Origin of the sequence: Nocardioides iriomotensis (assembly GCF_004168035.1) — a bacterium.
Taxonomy (GTDB): Bacteria; Actinomycetota; Actinomycetes; order Propionibacteriales; family Nocardioidaceae; genus Nocardioides_B; species Nocardioides_B iriomotensis.
Map to the genome: position 1 here is coordinate 191220 of NZ_SDPU01000021.1, position 16451 is coordinate 207670.

Annotated in this window: 16 protein-coding genes; 10 read left to right on the top strand and 6 right to left on the bottom strand. The window is 71.6% G+C overall.

From position 1 onward, the window contains the following. Positions 1 to 22 precede the first annotated feature (22 nt). On the bottom strand, positions 23 to 982 hold the full coding sequence (locus tag ETU37_RS10270) for a prenyltransferase/squalene oxidase repeat-containing protein (RefSeq protein WP_206053848.1): 960 nt from the start codon (positions 980 to 982) through the stop codon (positions 23 to 25). A gap of 29 nt (positions 983 to 1011) precedes the next feature. Then, on the bottom strand, positions 1012 to 2403 hold the full coding sequence (locus tag ETU37_RS10275) for an aspartate aminotransferase family protein (protein WP_240755659.1): 1392 nt from the start codon (positions 2401 to 2403) through the stop codon (positions 1012 to 1014). Positions 2404 to 2558: 155 nt separating this feature from the next. Between ETU37_RS10275 and ETU37_RS10280 the strand changes: the two genes are divergently transcribed. The 4 genes from ETU37_RS10280 to ETU37_RS10295 all read left to right on the top strand — a co-directional run bounded on the left by ETU37_RS10280 (position 2559) and on the right by ETU37_RS10295 (position 7348). Further along, the gene (locus ETU37_RS10280; protein ID WP_129987208.1) at positions 2559 to 4208 is read left to right on the top strand and encodes an amidohydrolase; all 1650 of its coding nucleotides are present in this window, start codon (positions 2559 to 2561) and stop codon (positions 4206 to 4208) included. 123 nt (positions 4209 to 4331) lie between these two features. After that, positions 4332 to 5765, top strand: a complete 1434-nt coding sequence (locus tag ETU37_RS10285) for a gamma-aminobutyraldehyde dehydrogenase (protein ID WP_129987210.1) — start codon at positions 4332 to 4334, stop codon at positions 5763 to 5765. A gap of 3 nt (positions 5766 to 5768) precedes the next feature. After that, positions 5769 to 6980, top strand: coding sequence for a saccharopine dehydrogenase family protein (locus ETU37_RS10290; protein ID WP_129987212.1), 1212 nt, complete (start codon positions 5769 to 5771; stop codon positions 6978 to 6980). Continuing rightward, complete coding sequence (locus tag ETU37_RS10295) at positions 6977 to 7348, top strand: bleomycin resistance protein (protein ID WP_206053849.1); 372 nt, start codon at positions 6977 to 6979, stop codon at positions 7346 to 7348. The genes ETU37_RS10290 and ETU37_RS10295 overlap by 4 nt, the downstream gene beginning before the upstream one ends. Here the strand turns inward: ETU37_RS10295 and ETU37_RS10300 are convergent. Continuing rightward, the gene (locus ETU37_RS10300; RefSeq protein WP_129987214.1) at positions 7341 to 7637 is read right to left on the bottom strand and encodes a hypothetical protein; all 297 of its coding nucleotides are present in this window, start codon (positions 7635 to 7637) and stop codon (positions 7341 to 7343) included. The genes ETU37_RS10295 and ETU37_RS10300 overlap by 8 nt on opposite strands. 72 nt (positions 7638 to 7709) lie before the next feature. Further along, entirely contained in the window at positions 7710 to 9068 is a 1359-nt protein-coding gene (gabT, locus tag ETU37_RS10305; protein WP_129987216.1) for a 4-aminobutyrate--2-oxoglutarate transaminase, read from the bottom strand. 141 nt (positions 9069 to 9209) lie between these two features. Here gabT and dxr point away from each other — a divergent pair, with 141 nt between their 5' ends. From dxr to ETU37_RS10325, 4 genes are all read left to right on the top strand, one after another. Next, the gene (dxr, locus tag ETU37_RS10310; RefSeq protein WP_206053850.1) at positions 9210 to 10310 is read left to right on the top strand and encodes a 1-deoxy-D-xylulose-5-phosphate reductoisomerase; all 1101 of its coding nucleotides are present in this window, start codon (positions 9210 to 9212) and stop codon (positions 10308 to 10310) included. 23 nt (positions 10311 to 10333) lie between these two features. Next, complete coding sequence (locus ETU37_RS10315; protein ID WP_206053851.1) at positions 10334 to 11656, top strand: site-2 protease family protein; 1323 nt, start codon at positions 10334 to 10336, stop codon at positions 11654 to 11656. 65 nt (positions 11657 to 11721) lie between these two features. Further along, positions 11722 to 12861, top strand: coding sequence for a flavodoxin-dependent (E)-4-hydroxy-3-methylbut-2-enyl-diphosphate synthase (gene ispG, locus ETU37_RS10320; protein ID WP_129987343.1), 1140 nt, complete (start codon positions 11722 to 11724; stop codon positions 12859 to 12861). Beyond that, entirely contained in the window at positions 12839 to 14104 is a 1266-nt protein-coding gene (locus ETU37_RS10325; protein ID WP_165372480.1) for an MFS transporter, read from the top strand. Before ispG ends, ETU37_RS10325 begins: the two co-directional genes overlap by 23 nt. On the opposite strand, the gene ETU37_RS10330 is transcribed toward ETU37_RS10325, so the two are convergent. Both ETU37_RS10330 and ETU37_RS10335 read right to left on the bottom strand, forming a co-directional pair. Continuing rightward, on the bottom strand, positions 14066 to 14668 hold the full coding sequence (locus ETU37_RS10330) for a hypothetical protein (protein ID WP_129987222.1): 603 nt from the start codon (positions 14666 to 14668) through the stop codon (positions 14066 to 14068). The genes ETU37_RS10325 and ETU37_RS10330 overlap by 39 nt on opposite strands. Then, complete coding sequence (locus ETU37_RS10335) at positions 14665 to 15225, bottom strand: RNA polymerase sigma factor (protein ID WP_240755660.1); 561 nt, start codon at positions 15223 to 15225, stop codon at positions 14665 to 14667. The genes ETU37_RS10330 and ETU37_RS10335 overlap by 4 nt, the downstream gene beginning before the upstream one ends. Before the next feature lie 142 nt (positions 15226 to 15367). Between ETU37_RS10335 and ETU37_RS10340 the strand changes: the two genes are divergently transcribed. Further along, a complete protein-coding gene (locus ETU37_RS10340) occupies positions 15368 to 15925 on the top strand; it encodes a hypothetical protein (protein ID WP_129987224.1) in 558 nt (185 codons plus the stop codon). After that, positions 15922 to 16446 carry a hypothetical protein gene (locus ETU37_RS10345; RefSeq protein WP_129987226.1) on the top strand — a complete coding sequence of 175 codons (525 nt, stop codon included), beginning with the start codon at positions 15922 to 15924 and terminating at the stop codon, positions 16444 to 16446. The genes ETU37_RS10340 and ETU37_RS10345 overlap by 4 nt, the downstream gene beginning before the upstream one ends. The last annotated feature ends 5 nt before the right edge of the window (positions 16447 to 16451 follow it).

Sequence of the window (16451 nt, forward strand, 5' to 3'; positions counted from 1 at the left end):
ACCCGGGCGAATGCAGCGACGGTCACCGACCGACGGTCAGCCGGCCGGCGGCAGTGAGCACACGCAGTGCGTTGAGCGTGACCATCAGGTTGGGTTGGCCGGCGCTTCCCCAGTCGACCACCTCGGGTGTGGTCCTGCTGTCGGCGGCGCGCCACCACTGTGCCTGCGCGTTCCACCTGCCGTCGGGTCGGCGTTTGCGCTCGAGAACGTCCAGTGCATCGGCGGCCCGAGGGTCGGTGCAGCGATCGCCCCGGGTGATGACGAGCAAGGCCGTGAGCACGTCGTAGTGCCAGTACGACGGGTACGGCGTCGACAGCCAGCGCGCGTTGATCGGCTCGCCCGTCCCACCGCGGCGGAACACCCGATGCTGGAGGAACAGCTCGACGGCGCGCGCCGCGGCTTCCCGGGCCCCCGTATGCCCGGTCGCCGCGGCGTACTCCTGCAGGCCCCAGGCGGTGCGCAGCGACTCGTGGAACGACGAGCGGTGTCCGTCGGCCCGGTGGTCGCAGTTCCAGCCGCCGTCCGGCCACTGCCAGGAGATGATCGCCTCGGCCAGCCGCTCCGTGCGGTGGTCCGAGGCGAGTCCCAGCCGCGTGCACGCGCCGAGCGCGTTGCCGTGGATGCTCGCGTGCGAGCGAGGCAGGCCGTCCACCTCGCGCGGGGGATGCCTCAGGCTGTCGACGATCCACGCCAGGACATGCTCGGCGGCGGCAGCCACGCGGGGCTCGTCCTCCGGCACGGACAGCTCCGCCAGCGACACCGACCGCCAGTGCACGCCGGTCCACTTGCGGTAGGGGTCGGCACCGAACCCGCCGTCGGCCAGCTGCCCGGCCAGCAACGCCGTGACCCACGGTCCGGCCAGCACCGCGGCCGGGTCGGGCAGGGCGTTCTCGCGGAGCAGGTCTCGCCGCGTGAGGTGAGCCACCGCCGGTTCGTCCGCCGCCAGCAGCCAGCTCACCGCGCTCGTGGTTCGCTCATCCACCTGCGGAGGATCTCACCCCGGCCGGCAGCTCAGAGGAGGTCGACGGCGCGGGAGAGCACGTCGCGCAGCTTCTGCTCCATCTCGTCGAAGTGCGCCTGGTCGCAGATCAGCGGCGGGGCGAGCTGCACGACCGGGTCGCCGCGGTCGTCGGCCCGGCAGTAGAGACCGGCGTCGTAGAGCGCCTTCGAGAGGAAGCCGCGCAGCAGCTTCTCGGACTCCGCCTCGTTGAACGTCTCCCGGGTGGCCTTGTCCTTCACGAGCTCGATGCCGTAGAAGAACCCGTCGCCGCGGACGTCGCCGACGATCGGCAGGTCGTAGAGCTTCTCGAGGGTGGCGCGGAAGGCGCCTTCGTTCTCGCGGACCCGCTTGTTGATGCCTTCGTTCTCGAACGCGTCGAGGTTGGCCAGTGCGACGGCGGTCGAGACCGGGTGGCCGCCGAACGTGTAGCCGTGCAGGAACGTCGTCGTGCCGTGGCGGAAGGGCTCCATCAGCTCATCGGTGGCGATCATGCCGCCCAGCGGCGCGTAGCCGGAGGTGACGCCCTTGGCGAACGTGATCATGTCGGGCTGGTAGTCGTAGCGCTCGGCGCCGAAGTAGTGGCCGAGCCGGCCGAACGCGCAGATCACCTCGTCGGAGACGAGGAGTACGTCGTACTCGTCGCAGATCTCACGGACCCGCTGGAAGTAGCCCGGCGGCGGCGGGAAGCAGCCGCCGGAGTTCTGCACCGGCTCGAGGAACACCGCGGCCACGGTGTCGGGGCCTTCGTTCTCGATCGCGACCGCGATCTGGTCGGCCGCCCAGCGCCCGAACGCCTCGGGGTCGGCGTTGCCGTCGGTGTGCGGCAGGAACTCGGGAGCGCGGTAGATGTTGGTGTTGGGCACCCGGAACGTCGACGGCACGAGCGGCTCGAACGGCGCCTTCATCGGCGGCAGGCCGGTGATCGACAGGGCGCCCTGCGGCGTGCCGTGGTAGGCGATCGCGCGGGAGATGACCTTGTGCTTGGTGGGCCGCCCGGTGAGCTTGAAGTACTGCTTCGCGAGCTTCCACGCGGTCTCGACGGCCTCGCCGCCGCCGGTGGTGAAGAAGACCTTGTTGAGGTCCCCCGGGGCGTAGCCGGCGATCCGCTCGGCGAGCTCGATCGCGTTGGGGTGGGCGTAGGACCAGAGCGGGAAGAACGCCAGCTCCTTGGCCTGGCGGGCCGCGGCCTCGGCGAGGTCCTCGCGGCCGTGGCCGAGCTGGCTGACGAAGAGGCCGGCGAGCGCGTCGAGGTACTTGGTGCCCTTCGCGTCCCAGATGTAGGCGCCCTCGCCCCGGACGATGATCGGCACGTCGGCCTTCTCGTAGCTCGAGTGCCGGGTGAAGTGCATCCAGAGGTGCTCGCGCGCGGAGCGCTGGAGGTCGCCGTAGGTCTCGTCGTCCATGGGGACCATCGTGCCGAGCGCCTGTGTCGAATGCAAGTGAACTGCAAGGGATTCCGTGGCGCAGGAGCGGCTAGATTGTCCAAGTCGTGATCTTCTGGCCGTTGCAGGTGCGGATTCCGTCGCGACGGCCGGATGAGCGTGAACAGGAGGGGCCGATGGGTCGAGAGGTGCTGGTGCTGCGCGGGGGAGCGGCCTTCGACGGCCACGCGTACCGCCCCGGCCACGGGGTCGTCGTCGCCGACGGGCGCGTGCGCGCGCTCGCGTCCGAGGGTGAGCTCGGGTCGTACGTCGGTGCCGGCGAGCGGGCCGAGGAGGTCGACCTCGCCGGCGGTCTCGTGCTGCCGGGGTTCCAGGACGCCCACGTGCACCCGGTGCAGGGCGGCCTGCTCCGGCTGCGCTGCGACCTCGCCGACCTGGACACGCGCGAGGACTACCTCGACGCGGTCGGTGCCTACGCCGCGGCGCACCCCGACCTGGCCTGGGTGGTCGGGGGCGGCTGGACCATGTCCGTCTTCGGTACGGCGGGGCCGCGGGCCGACGACCTGTCGGCGGTCGTGCCGGACCGGCCGGTCGTGCTGGTCAACCGCGACCACCACGGCACCTGGGTCAACCGCCGCGTCCTGGAGCTGGCCGGCATCGACCGGCACACGCCGGACCCGGCCGACGGCCGGATCGAGCGCGACGCGGGCGGCGAGCCGACCGGGATGCTGCACGAGGGCGCGATGCACCTCGTCGACCACCTCGTGCCGCCGACCTCCGAGGACGACTACTACGCCGGGCTGCTGGAGGCGCAGGCCTACCTCCATGCGTGCGGGATCACCGCCTGGCAGGACGCCATCCTCGGCGACTACGCCGGCGGGGCCGACGCCTCGCCGGCCTACCTGCGGGCCGTCGAGGCGGGCACCCTGACCGCGCGCGTCCGCGGCGCGCTGTGGTGGCGGCGCGACCGGGGCGAGGAGCAGGTCGAGGACCTCCTCGCGCGGCGCGAGCGCTACACGCGCGGCCGTCTGGTCGCCGGCTCGGTCAAGGTGATGCAGGACGGCATCGCCGAGAACTTCACGGCCGGCATGACCACGCCGTACCTCGACGGATGCGGGCACGACACCGCCAACTTCGGGCTCTCCTTCGTCGACCCCGTCGCCCTGCGCGCCCACGTGACGCGCCTGGACGCCGAGGGTTTCCAGGTGCACGTCCACGCGATCGGCGACCGCGCCGCGCGGGAGGCGCTCGACGCGTTCGAGGCCGCCCGCGCCGCCAACGGGCCGCGCGGCAACCGGCACCACGTCGCGCACCTGCAGGTCGTGCACCCCGACGACGTGCCGCGCTTCGCCGCGCTCGAGGTCACCGCCAACCTGCAGCCGCTGTGGGCGCACCTCGACGACCAGATGGTCGAGATGACGATCCCGTTCCTCGGCGACGAGCGCAGCGGCTGGCAGTACCCGTTCGGCGACCTCGCCCGCGCCGGCGCCTCCCTCGCGGCCGGCAGCGACTGGCCGGTGACCACGCCCGACCCGCTCGCCGCGATCCACGTCGCGGTCAACCGGTGGGCCTACGGCGAGAGCGGCCGCGCGGGCACGGAGCCGTTCCTGCCGGAGCAGGCGCTGACCCTCGCGCAGGCGTTCGCGGCGTACACGAGCGGGTCGGCGCGCACCAACCACCACGACGACACCGGCACGCTGGCGCCGGGCCGGCTCGCGGACCTCGCGGTGCTCGACCGGGACCCGTTCGCGGGCGACCCGGCGGAGATCGGGGCGACCCGGGTGCGCGCGACGTACGTGGACGGGGTGCGCGTCTTCGGCGACTGACACCGGCGGTCAGATCGGGCCATTCATGAAGATTTCGTTGCCTGCCCGGGTCAGCCCTACCGATTCCGTTGTCGCCTCGTTAGGGTTTCGACCAAGACCGACACGGCACGAGATGGGATGGGCATGGCTGACAAGGCGTTCCGCAACGTGATCAACGGCGAGCTGGTCGACGCCGCCTCCGGCGAGACCTACGACGTCCTCGACCCGACCACCGGCGAGGTCTACGCGACCGCCCCGATGTCCGGCAAGGAGGACCTCGACCGCGCCTACGCCGCCGCCGACAAGGCGTTCCCGGGCTGGGGCGGCAGCACCCCGCAGGACCGCTCCAACGCGCTGCTCAAGCTGGCCGACGCCATCGAGTCCCGCGTCGAGGAGATCAACGCCGTCGAGTGCAAGGACACCGGCAAGCCGCTCGGCCTGACGATGTCGGAGGAGATGCCCTACGCCTCCGACCACTTCCGCTTCTTCGCCGGCGCGGCGCGCGTGCTCGAGGGCCGGTCGGCCGGCGAGTACATGGCCGACCACACGTCGTACGTACGACGCGAGCCGATCGGCGTCGTCGGCCAGGTGACGCCGTGGAACTACCCGCTGCTGATGATGATCTGGAAGGTCGCGCCGGCCCTCGCCGCCGGCAACACCGTCGTGCTGAAGCCGTCCGACACCACCCCGGCCTCCTCGACGCTGCTCGCCGAGATCGCCGCGGAGTTCCTGCCGCCGGGTGTCCTCAACGTCGTGTGCGGCGACCGCGACACCGGCCGCGCGCTGGTCGAGCACCCGACGCCGCAGATGGTCGCCATCACCGGCTCTGTGCGCGCCGGCATGGAGGTCGCGAAGTCCGCGGCCACCGACCTCAAGAAGGTGCACCTCGAGCTCGGCGGCAAGGCGCCGGTGATCGTGTTCGACGACGCCGACATCGCCTCGGCCGCGCAGTCGATCGCCGAGGCCGGCTACTTCAACGCCGGCCAGGACTGCACCGCCGCGACGCGCGTGCTCGCCGGCCCCGGTGCCCACGCCGACTTCGTGGCCGCGCTCACCGAGGCGGCCAAGGGCATCCGCACCGGCATGCCCGACGACGAGGACGTGCTCTACGGCCCGCTCAACAACACCAACCAGCTCGAGCGGGTCGCCGGGATGGTCGACCGGCTGCCCGACCACGCGAGCCTCGAGACCGGCGGCGCGCGGCAGGGCGACAAGGGCTACTTCTACGAGCCGACCGTGCTGTCCGGCCTCAAGCAGGACGACGAGCAGATCCAGACCGAGATCTTCGGCCCGGTCATCACCGTGCAGAAGTTCTCCGACGAGGCCGAGGCGCTGGCCTGGGCCAACGGCGTGCAGTACGGCCTCGCCTCCAGCGTGTGGACCAAGGACCACGGGCGCGCGATGCGGATGTCCAACAAGCTCGACTTCGGCTGCGTCTGGGTCAACACCCACATCCCGTTCATCTCCGAGATGCCGCACGGAGGGTTCAAGCACAGCGGGTACGGCAAGGACCTGTCGATGTACGGGCTGGAGGACTACACCCGCATCAAGCACGTCATGCACTACGTCGGGGAGTGAGAGGTGCGCATCCTCCTCGTCGGCGCCGGCGGCGTCGGCTCGGCCTTCGCCGCCATCGCGTCCAGGCGTGACTTCTTCGAGCAGATCGTCGTCGCCGACTACGACCAGGGCCGTGCCGAGCGTGCCGCCGAGGCCGACCCCCGGTTCGTGGCCGCCCAGGTCGACGCCTCGTCGGCAGAGTCGGTCGAGCGGCTCGTGCGGAAGCACGGCGTCACGCACGTGATGAACGCCGTCGACCCGGTCTTCGACATGCCGATCTTCGACGGCGCCTTCGCCGCCGGGGCCGACTACCTCGACATGGCGATGTCGCTGAGCAAGCCGCACCCCGAGACGCCGTACGAGACGCCGGGGGTGAAGCTCGGCGACGAGCAGTTCGCCAAGGCGGGGGAGTGGGAGGCCGCCGGCCGCCTGGCCCTCGTCGGCATCGGCGTCGAGCCCGGGCTGTCCGACGTCTTCGCGCGGTACGCCGCAGACCACCTGTTCAGCGACATCGACGAGCTCGGCACCCGCGACGGCGCCAACCTCGTCGTCACCGACGACGACGGCAACGAGATCTTCGCGCCGTCGTTCTCGATGTGGACCACGATCGAGGAGTGCCTCAACCCGCCGGTGGTGTGGGAGAAGGGCGAGTGGCACACGACCCCGCCGTTCAGCGAGCCGGAGGTCTTCGACTTCCCCGAGGGGATCGGGCCGGTCGAGTGCGTCAACGTGGAGCACGAGGAGGTGCTCCTCATGCCGCGCTGGGTGGACTGCCGGAGGGCGACGTTCAAGTACGGCCTCGGCGACGAGTTCATCAACATCCTCAAGGTGCTGCACACGCTGGGCCTCGACCGCACCGACAAGGTGCGCGTCAAGGGCGTCGAGGTCAGCCCGCGCGACGTCGTGGCGGCCGTGCTGCCCGACCCGGCGACCGTCGGTCCGCGGATGAAGGGCAAGACCTGCGCCGGCCTCTGGGTCACCGGCACGGGCAAGGACGGCGCCCCGCGCTCGACGTACCTGTACCACGTGGTCGACAACGAGTGGTCGATGCGCGAGTACGGCCACCAGTGCGTGGTCTGGCAGACCGCGGTCAACCCCGTGGTCGCGCTCGAGCTGCTGGCCAACGGCACCTGGTCCGGCGCCGGAGTCCTCGGGCCGGAGGCGTTCGACGCGCAACCGTTCCTCGACCTGCTCACGGCCTACGGGTCGCCCTGGGGGATCAAGGAGCTCGCGTGACCGAGCGGACCGTCCCGATCCTGCCGAGCCGCGACCTCGCGGAGACGCTGGAGTTCTGGGGGCGGCTCGGGTTCGAGAGCGTCGGGGAGCCGCCGGAGACCTACGGCTACTGCATCCTGCGCCGCGGCGACCTGCACCTGCACTTCTACGCCGACCCGGGCGTGGACCCCCTGACCACGGCGTTCAGCTGCTACGCGTACGTCGACGACGCCCAGGCGCTGCACGACGAGTGGGCGCGGCTGGTCGACCCCGACCCGCCGACGGGCAGCCGGATCATGCCGCCGGTGGACACCGACTACGGCATCCGGGAGTTCGCGGTCGTCGACCGCAGCGGCAACCTGCTGCGCGTCGGGTCGTTCGTCAGCTGAACGGGTTGGTCCACCAGCCGAGGTCGACGGCCCTCACCTCGGGGTTGCGCGCGTCCCAGCAGCTCCAGTGCGGGTCGGCGTCGGGCCAGCTGACCCAGTCGAGGCGGTAGGACCGGAAGTTGCCCCCGGCGTACTCGTTGCACTCGTCAGCCGCGGCCCGCTCCATGCCCGGCGCCACCATCGGGCCGTAGAAGTAGATGGCCGCCGCGAGCAGCACGAAGATCACGACCAGCATCGACCGGACGGACCGGGTCGACAGGCCGGACTGACCCACAGCGGAAACGCCCACGCTCCTACCTCCTGGCAGAAGGGTAGGGACTGCACGCCCGATTCGCCGGGAAACGCGCAATCGGTCGGCAGGTCAGGCGGTGGCGGCGAACGCCTCCGCGACCACGTCGAACGCCTCCTCGAGCAGCGGCTCGGGCATCACCAGCGGCGGCAGGAACCGCAGCACGTTGCCGTAGGTGCCGCAGGTGAGTGTCACGACACCCTGCTGGTGGCAGTGCGCGGAGATCCGGCCGGCACGGACGGGCTCGGGGGAGTGCCCGTCCGTGCCGACGATCTCGACCGCGACCATGGCCCCCCGGCCGCGGACGTCTCCGACGCAGGCGTGCTCCTCGCGGATCTCGCCCAGCCTGCGCGTCATCACCTCGCCGAGCCGGCGTGCGGCCGCGGCGAGGTCGTTCTTCTGCATCGTCTCGATGGCACCGAGCGCCGCCGCGCACGCGACCGGGTTGCCGCCGTAGGTGCCGCCCAGGCCACCGACGTGCACGGCGTCCATGATCTCGGCGCGGCCGGTCACGGCGGCCAGCGGGAAGCCGCCGGCGATGCCCTTGGCGGTGGTCACCAGGTCGGGCACGACGCCCTCGTGGTCGCAGGCGAACCAGTCGCCGGTGCGGCAGAAGCCGGTCTGGATCTCGTCGGCGACCAGGACGATCCCCGACTGCTCGGTCCACTCCCGCAGCCGCGGCAGGAACCCGTCGGCGGGTACGACGAAGCCACCCTCGCCGAGGATCGGCTCGATCACCAGGCAGGAGAGGTTCGCGGCGCCGACCTGCTTCTCCAGCACGTCGATCGTGCGCTCCGCGGCCTGCTCGCCGGTGATCGGCGCCGGCTCGCGGAACGGGTAGGACATCGGCGCGCGGTAGACCTCACCGGCGAACGGGCCGAACGAGTGCTTGTAGGGCATGTTCTTCGCGGTCATCGCCATCGTCAGGTTGGTGCGCCCGTGGTAGGCGTGGTCGACCACCGCGACCGCCTGCCGGCCGGTGAAGGCACGGGCGATCTTGACGGCGTTCTCGACGGCCTCGGCGCCGGAGTTGAGCAGCGCGGACTTCTTCGCGTGCGTGCCCGGCGTCAGCTCGCCGAGCTTCTCCGCGACGTCGACGTAGCCGTCGTACGGCGTGACCATGAAGCAGGTGTGCGTGAACGCCGCGACCTGCTCGCTGACCCGCTCGACGACGGCCGGGGCGCTGTTGCCGACGCTGGTCACGGCGATGCCGGAGGCGAGGTCGATCAGCGAGTTGCCGTCGGCGTCGACCAGGACGCCGCCCCCGGCGGCCTCGACGAACACCGGCAGCGTGGTGCCGACCCCCGCGGCGACGTGCTCCTGACGGCGGGCGAACTTGGCCCGCGACACGGGACCGGGGATCTCGGTGACGAGCCGCCGCTCCTGCGGGAGCCCGGGCCCTCCGGCGGCGTGGTCTGCGGCGTCGGTCATGGGGGCAGCGTAGGCCAGGGCCGCGGCGAGCCGCTACGGATCCCGGACGGATTTCTGCCGGCCTCGGACGAAAACCGCGGTGTAGACCACCGTCGGCGAGCGAATCCGTGTCGGTTGCCACGACTCGGGCAGGATGGTGCGGTGACTTCCGCAGCCGCTCGCCCCCGTGACGTCGTGATCCTGGGCTCCACCGGGTCCGTGGGCACCCAGGCGCTGGAGCTGGTGCGCCGCCACCCCGACCGGTTCCGGGTCGTCGGCCTGACCGCCGGCGGCGGCAACAAGGACCTGTTCGCGGAGCAGGTCCGCGAGCTCTCCCCGGCGTTCGCCGACCTCGGGGAGGAGGCGTCTATCGCGGCGGCCGCGATGGAGTGCGACGTCGTGCTCAACGGGATCTCCGGCGCGGTCGGCCTGCGCCCGACGGTCGCGGCGCTCGAGGCCGGCAACACGCTCGCCCTGGCCAACAAGGAGTCGCTGATCATCGGCGGTCCCGTGGTCACCACGCTCGCCAAGCCCGACCAGATCGTGCCCGTCGACAGCGAGCACAGCGCGCTGGCCCAGTGCCTGCGCGGCGGCCGCTTCGACGAGGTACGACGGCTCGTCCTCACCGCCAGCGGTGGGCCGTTCCGCGGGCGGAGCCGCGACGAGCTGCACGACGTGACGCCGGCGCAGGCACTGGCGCACCCGACCTGGTCGATGGGCCCGCTGGTCACGATCAACTCGGCGACGCTGGTCAACAAGGGTCTCGAGGTGATCGAGGCGCACCTGCTGTTCAACCTGCCCTTCGAGCGGATCGACGTGGTCGTGCACCCGACGTCGGTCGTGCACTCGATGGTCGAGTTCGACGACGGCTCGACGCTGGCCCAGGCCAGCCCGCCGTCGATGCTGATCCCGATCGCGCTCGGGCTGGCCTGGCCCGACCGCGTGCCGCACGCCGCGCCCGGCATGGACTGGACCCGGCCGGAGACCTGGCAGTTCTTCCCGCTCGACGACGAGGCCTTCCCGGCCGTGGCGCTGGCGCGCCGCGCGGGCAGCCTGGGCGGCACCGCCCCGGCCGTCTACAACGCCGCCAACGAGGTGTGCGTCCAGGCGTTCCTCGACGGTGAGATCAGGTTCACCGACATCGTCCCCACCATCGAGCGCGTGCTCGCCGCCCACGACGTACCCTCGAACATGACGGACCTGACCGTCGACGACGTACTCGCCGCGGACGCCTGGGCGCGCGACCGCGCCGCCGCTGCCTGACCGCCCGAGAAGGACCTGTCCCGATGCTGACCGTGCTCATGTACACGCTGGGCGTGCTGCTGTTCGTGGTCGGCATCGCCGTGTCCATCGGGCTGCACGAGGTCGGCCACCTGTACCCCGCCAAGAAGTTCGGCGTGAAGGTCACCCAGTACTTCGTCGGCTTCGGCCGCACGCTGTGGTCGACCCGCCGCGGCGAGACGGAGTACGGCGTCAAGGCGGTCCCGCTCGGCGGCTACGTCAAGCTCGTCGGCATGCTCCCGCCCGGGCGCGAGGACAAGGTCGACGCCGAGGGACGTCTCAAGGTCCGCAAGTCCAACACCGGCATGTTCACCCAGGTGATCAGCGACGCCCGCGCGGCGGAGTACGAGCTGGTCGAGCCGGGCGACGAGGACCGCCTCTTCTACAAGCTGCCGTGGTGGAAGAAGGTCATCGTCATGGCCGGCGGGCCGACGGTGAACCTCGTCCTCGCCTTCATCTGCTTCAGCATCCTGTTCATGGGCCACGGCACCCTCGGCACGACCGTCGACGAGGTGTCCGACTGTGTCGTCGCCGCCAAGCCCGGCGTGACCAAGGTCCGGGCCTGCAGGGACACCGACCCGGTCGCACCGGCCAAGGAGGCCGGGCTGCAGCCGGGCGACAGGATCACCGCGCTGAACGGCGAGGAGGTCACCGCCTGGGACCAGGTCACCACGCTGATCCGCGCCAACGCCGGCGGCCGCATGGAGATCTCGTTCGTGCGCGACGGCGAGCCGATGACGGCGGTGACCAACACCCGCGTGTCCGACCGGCCCTCGCTCACCGACCGCGACGAGGTGGAGAAGGTCGGGTTCCTCGGCGTCGTCCCGACCAGCAACCTGGTCCGCCAGGGCCCCGGGTACGTCGTCACCACGATGGCCGCGAACACCCGGGACACCATCCAGGCGATCGGCTCGCTCCCGGTGAAGCTCTACCACGTCGGCCGTGCCGCGGTCGGCCTCGAGGAGCGCGCCGACGACAGCCCGATGAGCGTGGTCGGCGCGAGCCGGGCGGCCGGCCAGGTCACCTCCGCCCACCAGGTCCCGCTGGTCGACCGGCTGTTCTGGATCGTCGGGATGCTGGGCGCGCTCAACCTGTTCCTCGGCATGTTCAACTTCGTGCCGCTGCTCCCGCTCGACGGCGGGCACATCGCCGGCGCGCTCTACGAAGCCGCGCGCCGCGGCGTGGCGCGGGTCTTCCGCCGGCCCGACCCCGGCTACTTCGACACCGCCAAGCTGCTGCCGGTCGCCTACGTCATGGCCGGCGCCATCGCGGTGATGAGCGTGGTGCTCATCTACGCAGACATCGTCGTCCCCGTGCAGGTCGGCTGACCCCGTACCTCGACCGTCCCGACCGACCTTTCGAAAGGAACCCCGTGACCTCGATCGACCTGGGCATGCCCGCCGCGCCGCCGCCGGTGCTCGCGCCGCGCCGGAAGTCTCGCCAGATCAAGGTGGGCAAGGTCCTCGTCGGGGGCGACGCGCCCGTGTCGGTGCAGTCGATGACCACGACGCTCACCGCCGACGTCAACACCACGCTGCAGCAGATCGCCGAGCTCACCGCGTCCGGCTGCGACATCGTGCGCGTGGCCTGCCCCTCGCAGGACGACGCCGACGCGCTGCCGCAGATCGCGCAGCACTCGCAGATCCCGGTCATCGCCGACATCCACTTCCAGCCGAAGTACGTCTTCGCCGCGATCGACGCCGGCTGCGCCGCCGTCCGCGTGAACCCCGGCAACATCCGCAAGTTCGACGACCAGGTCAAGGAGATCGCGGCCGCCGCGAAGGACCGCGGCACCTCGATCCGGATCGGCGTCAACGCCGGCTCGCTCGACAAGCGGCTGCTGGAGAAGTACGGCAAGGCGACCCCCGAGGCCCTCGTCGAGTCGGCCGTCTGGGAGGCGTCGCTGTTCGAGGAGCACGGCTTCCACGACTTCAAGATCTCGGTCAAGCACAACGACCCGGTCGTGATGGTGCAGGCCTACGAGATGCTCGCCGAGCGCGGCGACTGGCCGCTGCACCTCGGCGTCACCGAGGCCGGGCCGGCGTTCCAGGGCACGATCAAGTCGTCCGTCGCCTTCGGCGCGCTGTTGGCCAAGGGCATCGGAGACACGATCCGGGTGTCGCTGTCCGCGCCGCCGGTCGAGGAGGTCAAGGTCGGCCTGCAGATCCTGGAGTCGCTGAACCTCCGCCCGCGCCGGCTCGAGATCGTCTCCTGCCCGTCGTGCGGCCGCGCCCAGGTCGACGTCTACAAGCTCGCCGACGAGGTGACCGCCGGTCTCGAGGGGCTCGAGGTGCCGCTGCGCGTCGCCGTCATGGGCTGCGTCGTCAACGGGCCGGGCGAGGCCCGCGAGGCCGACCTCGGCGTGGCGTCCGGCAACGGCAAGGGCCAGATCTTCGTCAAGGGCGAGGTCATCAAGACCGTTCCCGAGTCGAAGATCGTGGAGACCCTGATCGAGGAGGCCATGCGGATCGCCGAGGAGATGGGCGAGCCTGTCGACGGCGAGGGTGGCGGTGCCACCGTCTCCGTCGGCTGACGCCGCGGTCCCGCTGCCGCTGCTGCGGGACCACGACTTCCTCAGGTACGTCGCCGCACGCGGGCTCTCGCTCGTCGGCACCATCACGACCCTGATCGCGCTGCCGGTGCTGGTCTACCGGCTCAGCGGCTCGGCGTCGCTCACCGCGCTCGTCACCGCGCTGGAGGCGGCGCCGTACCTGCTGTTCGGTCTGCTCGCGGGCGCCTTCGGCGACCGCTGGAACCGCCGCGTCACGATGGTGCGCGCGGACCTGCTCGGCGCGGCGCTGCTCGCCAGCGTGCCCGTCGCGCACTGGCTCGACGTGCTCACCGTGCCGCACATCCTCGCCGTCGCGTTCCTCGGCCCGACCCTCGCCGTGTTCTTCGACGGCGCCGCCTTCGGGGCGCTGCCGACGCTGGTCGGGCGCGGCCGCGTCGCGCAGGCGAACTCCTACGTGTGGACGGTGCAGAACCTCGCCGAGATCGTGGTGCCCTCCCTCGTGGGCCTCGCGCTGGCGTTCGCGCACCCGGCGACGCTGCTCACCCTGGACGCGCTCAGCTTCGCGGCGTCGGCGCTGCTGCTCGCCGGCATCGCCCGGCCGCTCCAGGACGACACCCGGGTGCGCAAGCCGCTGTCGCTGCGCGGGATCGGCGAGGACATCGGCGAGGGCCTCGGCTACCTCTGGCGGCACCCCGGCATCCGCACGATGACGATCGTCGGGTTCACCCAGTGCGTGGCCGGGGGCGGCTTCGTGTCGCTGATGGTCGTTTGGTCCGACCGGCAGCTCGACATCGGCACCGAGGGGCTGCGCTTCGGCATCGTCTACGGGTCGTGGGCGATCGGCAGCATCGTCGCCTCGCTGTCGCTGCCGCGCCTCCTGCGGGGTACGACGCCCGCCCGGGTCACGCTCGTCGCGCTGCCGTTCTCGGCGGCGCTCGGCGTGCTCACCCCGATCTGGACGGACTGGCGGCTCGGCGCGCTCTCCCTGCTGGTGTGGAGCGTCTTCTACACGACCGTCGTCATCAACTCGATCTCCTACCGCCAGGAGGTCACGCCCGAGCACCTGCTCGGCCGGGTCAACACCGCGGGCCGGATGCTGTCGTGGGGCGTCGGGTGGACCGGTGGGGCGTTCCTCGCGGGTGCGCTGGCGAGCACGCTCGGGGTGCAGGCCACGATGTTCGCCTGCACCGCCGCGTCGTTCGTCGGGGTGCTCGTCGCCTGGACCTCACCGCTCGCGCGTGCCCGACAGCTGGCGGTTGAGTGAGAACAGCCGGCCGAGCACCGGCATCAGCACGATGTTCACGCCGTGCAGCACGCCGATGATCAGCAGGATGCCGGCGATGCGTGCCGTCTCGACCTTGAGCTGGTCGGCGTCGACGGTCGGGTTCCAGTCGATCGCGCGCTCGAAGTTGACCGTGAACAGGATGTATGCCGCGAAGATCAGGTAGTACACGATGTCGGTCAGCACGATGTAGCTCTTGCCGGTCAGCGGGTTGTCGTGGAAGACGTCGGCGGCGTACGCCCGGCCGAACCGCTTGATGAAGGGGCCGAGCCACAGCGCCATGGCGACCAGCACACCGGTCGTGAAGAGCTCCAGGAACCACCAGGGCATGGCAGGCCGTCCGTTCTCGTAGGGGGTCAGGATCAGGACGGCGGCGGCCAGGGCGGCCACCACCGCGGCGCCGAGCGCCAGGGCACGGTTGCGGGTACGCCGCCGTACCCGGTCGCCGTCGATGCTGTCGCGCACCCGGGCGAACAGGTCCGGCGACGGGGCGCCGCTCGTGTCGCTCGTCAGGGTCTCGCGCAGCCGGTCCTCGAGCTGGCTCATCGGAGTCCTCCCAGGTCGTCGGACAGGTTCTTCAGCCCCCGGGTCAGGTGGGTCTTGACGGAGTTGCGCGAGACGCCCAGCGTCTCGGCGATCTCGTCGACCGACAGGTCCAGGTAGTAGCGCAGCACCACGCAGTCGCGTTGCCGCCTCGGCAGCGCGCGCAGCGCGACGACCACCTCGGAGACGTCCTCGTTGCGGGTCACGTGGTCCTCGACGGAGTGGGGGTCGATCTCCGCGGGCGGGCGGTGCCGGAGGGACACCAGGCCGCGCCGGTTGTGGTCGCGGGCCAGGTTGATCACGATCGAGCGCAGGTACGCCGCCGCCCGGTCCTCGTCGCGGATCCGGTGGCCGTGCCGGGTCAGCCGGATGAACGCCTCCTGGACCAGGTCCTCGGCGGCGGTGGTGTCGTCGACGAACCACCGGGCCATCTGCACCAGGCGCGGGGCCTCGGACTGGTACAGGAGCACGACCAGCGCGTCGACGTTGTCGACCGGTCGCGTCGCGGCCTCGACGGTCCCCCCGGCCATCCGCGTCTCCGCCCCCTCCATGGTGGTCATCAAAGAGCCTGACGGCCGAGATCCGCCAGCGGGTGACAGGCGTGGCGAGATTTCTTTTCTTTTTCCGACTGTCACCCGGCGGGCCGGCACGGCCGTCTGTCCCGGTGATCGCAACGAAAGCTGAACGCACACAGGAGGGGACATGGGACGACAGGGGAGGACCGTGCTGCGGGGGGCGGTGGCGCTCGGCGTGGCGGTGCCGGCCGTGGCGCTCGCGCTGCAGCCGGCGCAGGCCGGTAACGGGGACGGCGGGGGAGCGGTGGTCGCGGTCGACGACCTGCGCGACCTGCAGCCGGGGCGGGTCGACCCGCTGGACGGGGCGACTGCGGGCCTGACCGTGGTCCGGCACGACGGCTCGACGAGCTTCACGTTCCGGCTGCAGCACGTGCAGAAGACCGCGAGCGAGCGCGTCTTCGGCGCGCACCTGCACGTCGGACCTTGCGTCGCCGGCGACGGCGGTGCGGCGAAGGCGCACTACAACACCGACTCCCTGGCCGGTGACACCACGCCGGAGATCAGCCGGGACACCGAGGTCTGGCTCGACTTCCAGGTCAACGCCGGCGGGTCGGGGCACGCGTTCGCGACCGTCCCCTTCGAGATCCAGCCCGGCCAGCGGTCCGTCGTCGTGCACGCTCTGCCGACGGCGCCCAACGGGACCGCCGGCGACCGGCTCGCCTGCCTGCCGGTGGTCGTCCGATGAGGGCCGCGCGCACGATCGGCACCGGGCTGCTGCTCGGCGTCGGCTGGGGTGTGCTGGCGCGCGGGTGGATGCGGCTGGTGTCCGAGGACCCGTCGTTCTCGTGGGAGGGGACATTGTTCATCCTCGGCCTCGCGGGCTGGTTCGGCGTCGGCCTCGGGGTGGTGGCGGCGGCACGGCAGAGACACGGCAGCGGCTGGTGGCGCCTCGCCGTCCTGCCGACGCTGCTGCTGTTCGCCGGGCCGGGGATGCTGTTCCTGCCGCTCGTCGTCCTGGGCGGGTTCGCCGCCTCGGATCGGGGGCCGGTCGTCCTGCGCGTGCTGGCCGGCGTCGTGGCTGCGGGGGCACCCGTCGCGTTGCTGCTGGCGACCGGATCCGAGATCGGTCCGGACATCTCGCTGGTCGTCGCGCTGGGCGGCTTCTGGTTCCTCGGCGCACTGCTCGCGCTCGGTGCCTCGCTCGTCTGGCGACGCTGGCCAGACCGGGTCCGTGCGCCCTCACGGGTGAGGCCCGCCATGGCCTAGGCTCC

Bases quoted from the DNA above. Each gene is read 5' to 3' on its own strand.
- ETU37_RS10285 (WP_129987210.1), top strand. From the start codon at position 4,332: ATGGCTGACAAGGCGTTCCGCAACGTGATCAACGGCGAGCTGGTCGAC.
- gabT (WP_129987216.1), bottom strand. From the start codon at position 9,068: ATGACCGACGCCGCAGACCACGCCGCCGGAGGGCCCGGGCTCCCGCAG.
- ispG (WP_129987343.1), top strand. From the start codon at position 11,722: ATGCCCGCCGCGCCGCCGCCGGTGCTCGCGCCGCGCCGGAAGTCTCGC.
- ETU37_RS10275 (WP_240755659.1), bottom strand. From the start codon at position 2,403: ATGGACGACGAGACCTACGGCGACCTCCAGCGCTCCGCGCGCGAGCAC.
- ETU37_RS10280 (WP_129987208.1), top strand. From the start codon at position 2,559: ATGGGTCGAGAGGTGCTGGTGCTGCGCGGGGGAGCGGCCTTCGACGGC.
- ETU37_RS10330 (WP_129987222.1), bottom strand. From the start codon at position 14,668: ATGAGCCAGCTCGAGGACCGGCTGCGCGAGACCCTGACGAGCGACACG.
- ETU37_RS10345 (WP_129987226.1), top strand. From the start codon at position 15,922: ATGAGGGCCGCGCGCACGATCGGCACCGGGCTGCTGCTCGGCGTCGGC.
- ETU37_RS10335 (WP_240755660.1), bottom strand. From the start codon at position 15,225: ATGACCACCATGGAGGGGGCGGAGACGCGGATGGCCGGGGGGACCGTC.
- ETU37_RS10315 (WP_206053851.1), top strand. From the start codon at position 10,334: ATGCTGACCGTGCTCATGTACACGCTGGGCGTGCTGCTGTTCGTGGTC.
- ETU37_RS10340 (WP_129987224.1), top strand. From the start codon at position 15,368: ATGGGACGACAGGGGAGGACCGTGCTGCGGGGGGCGGTGGCGCTCGGC.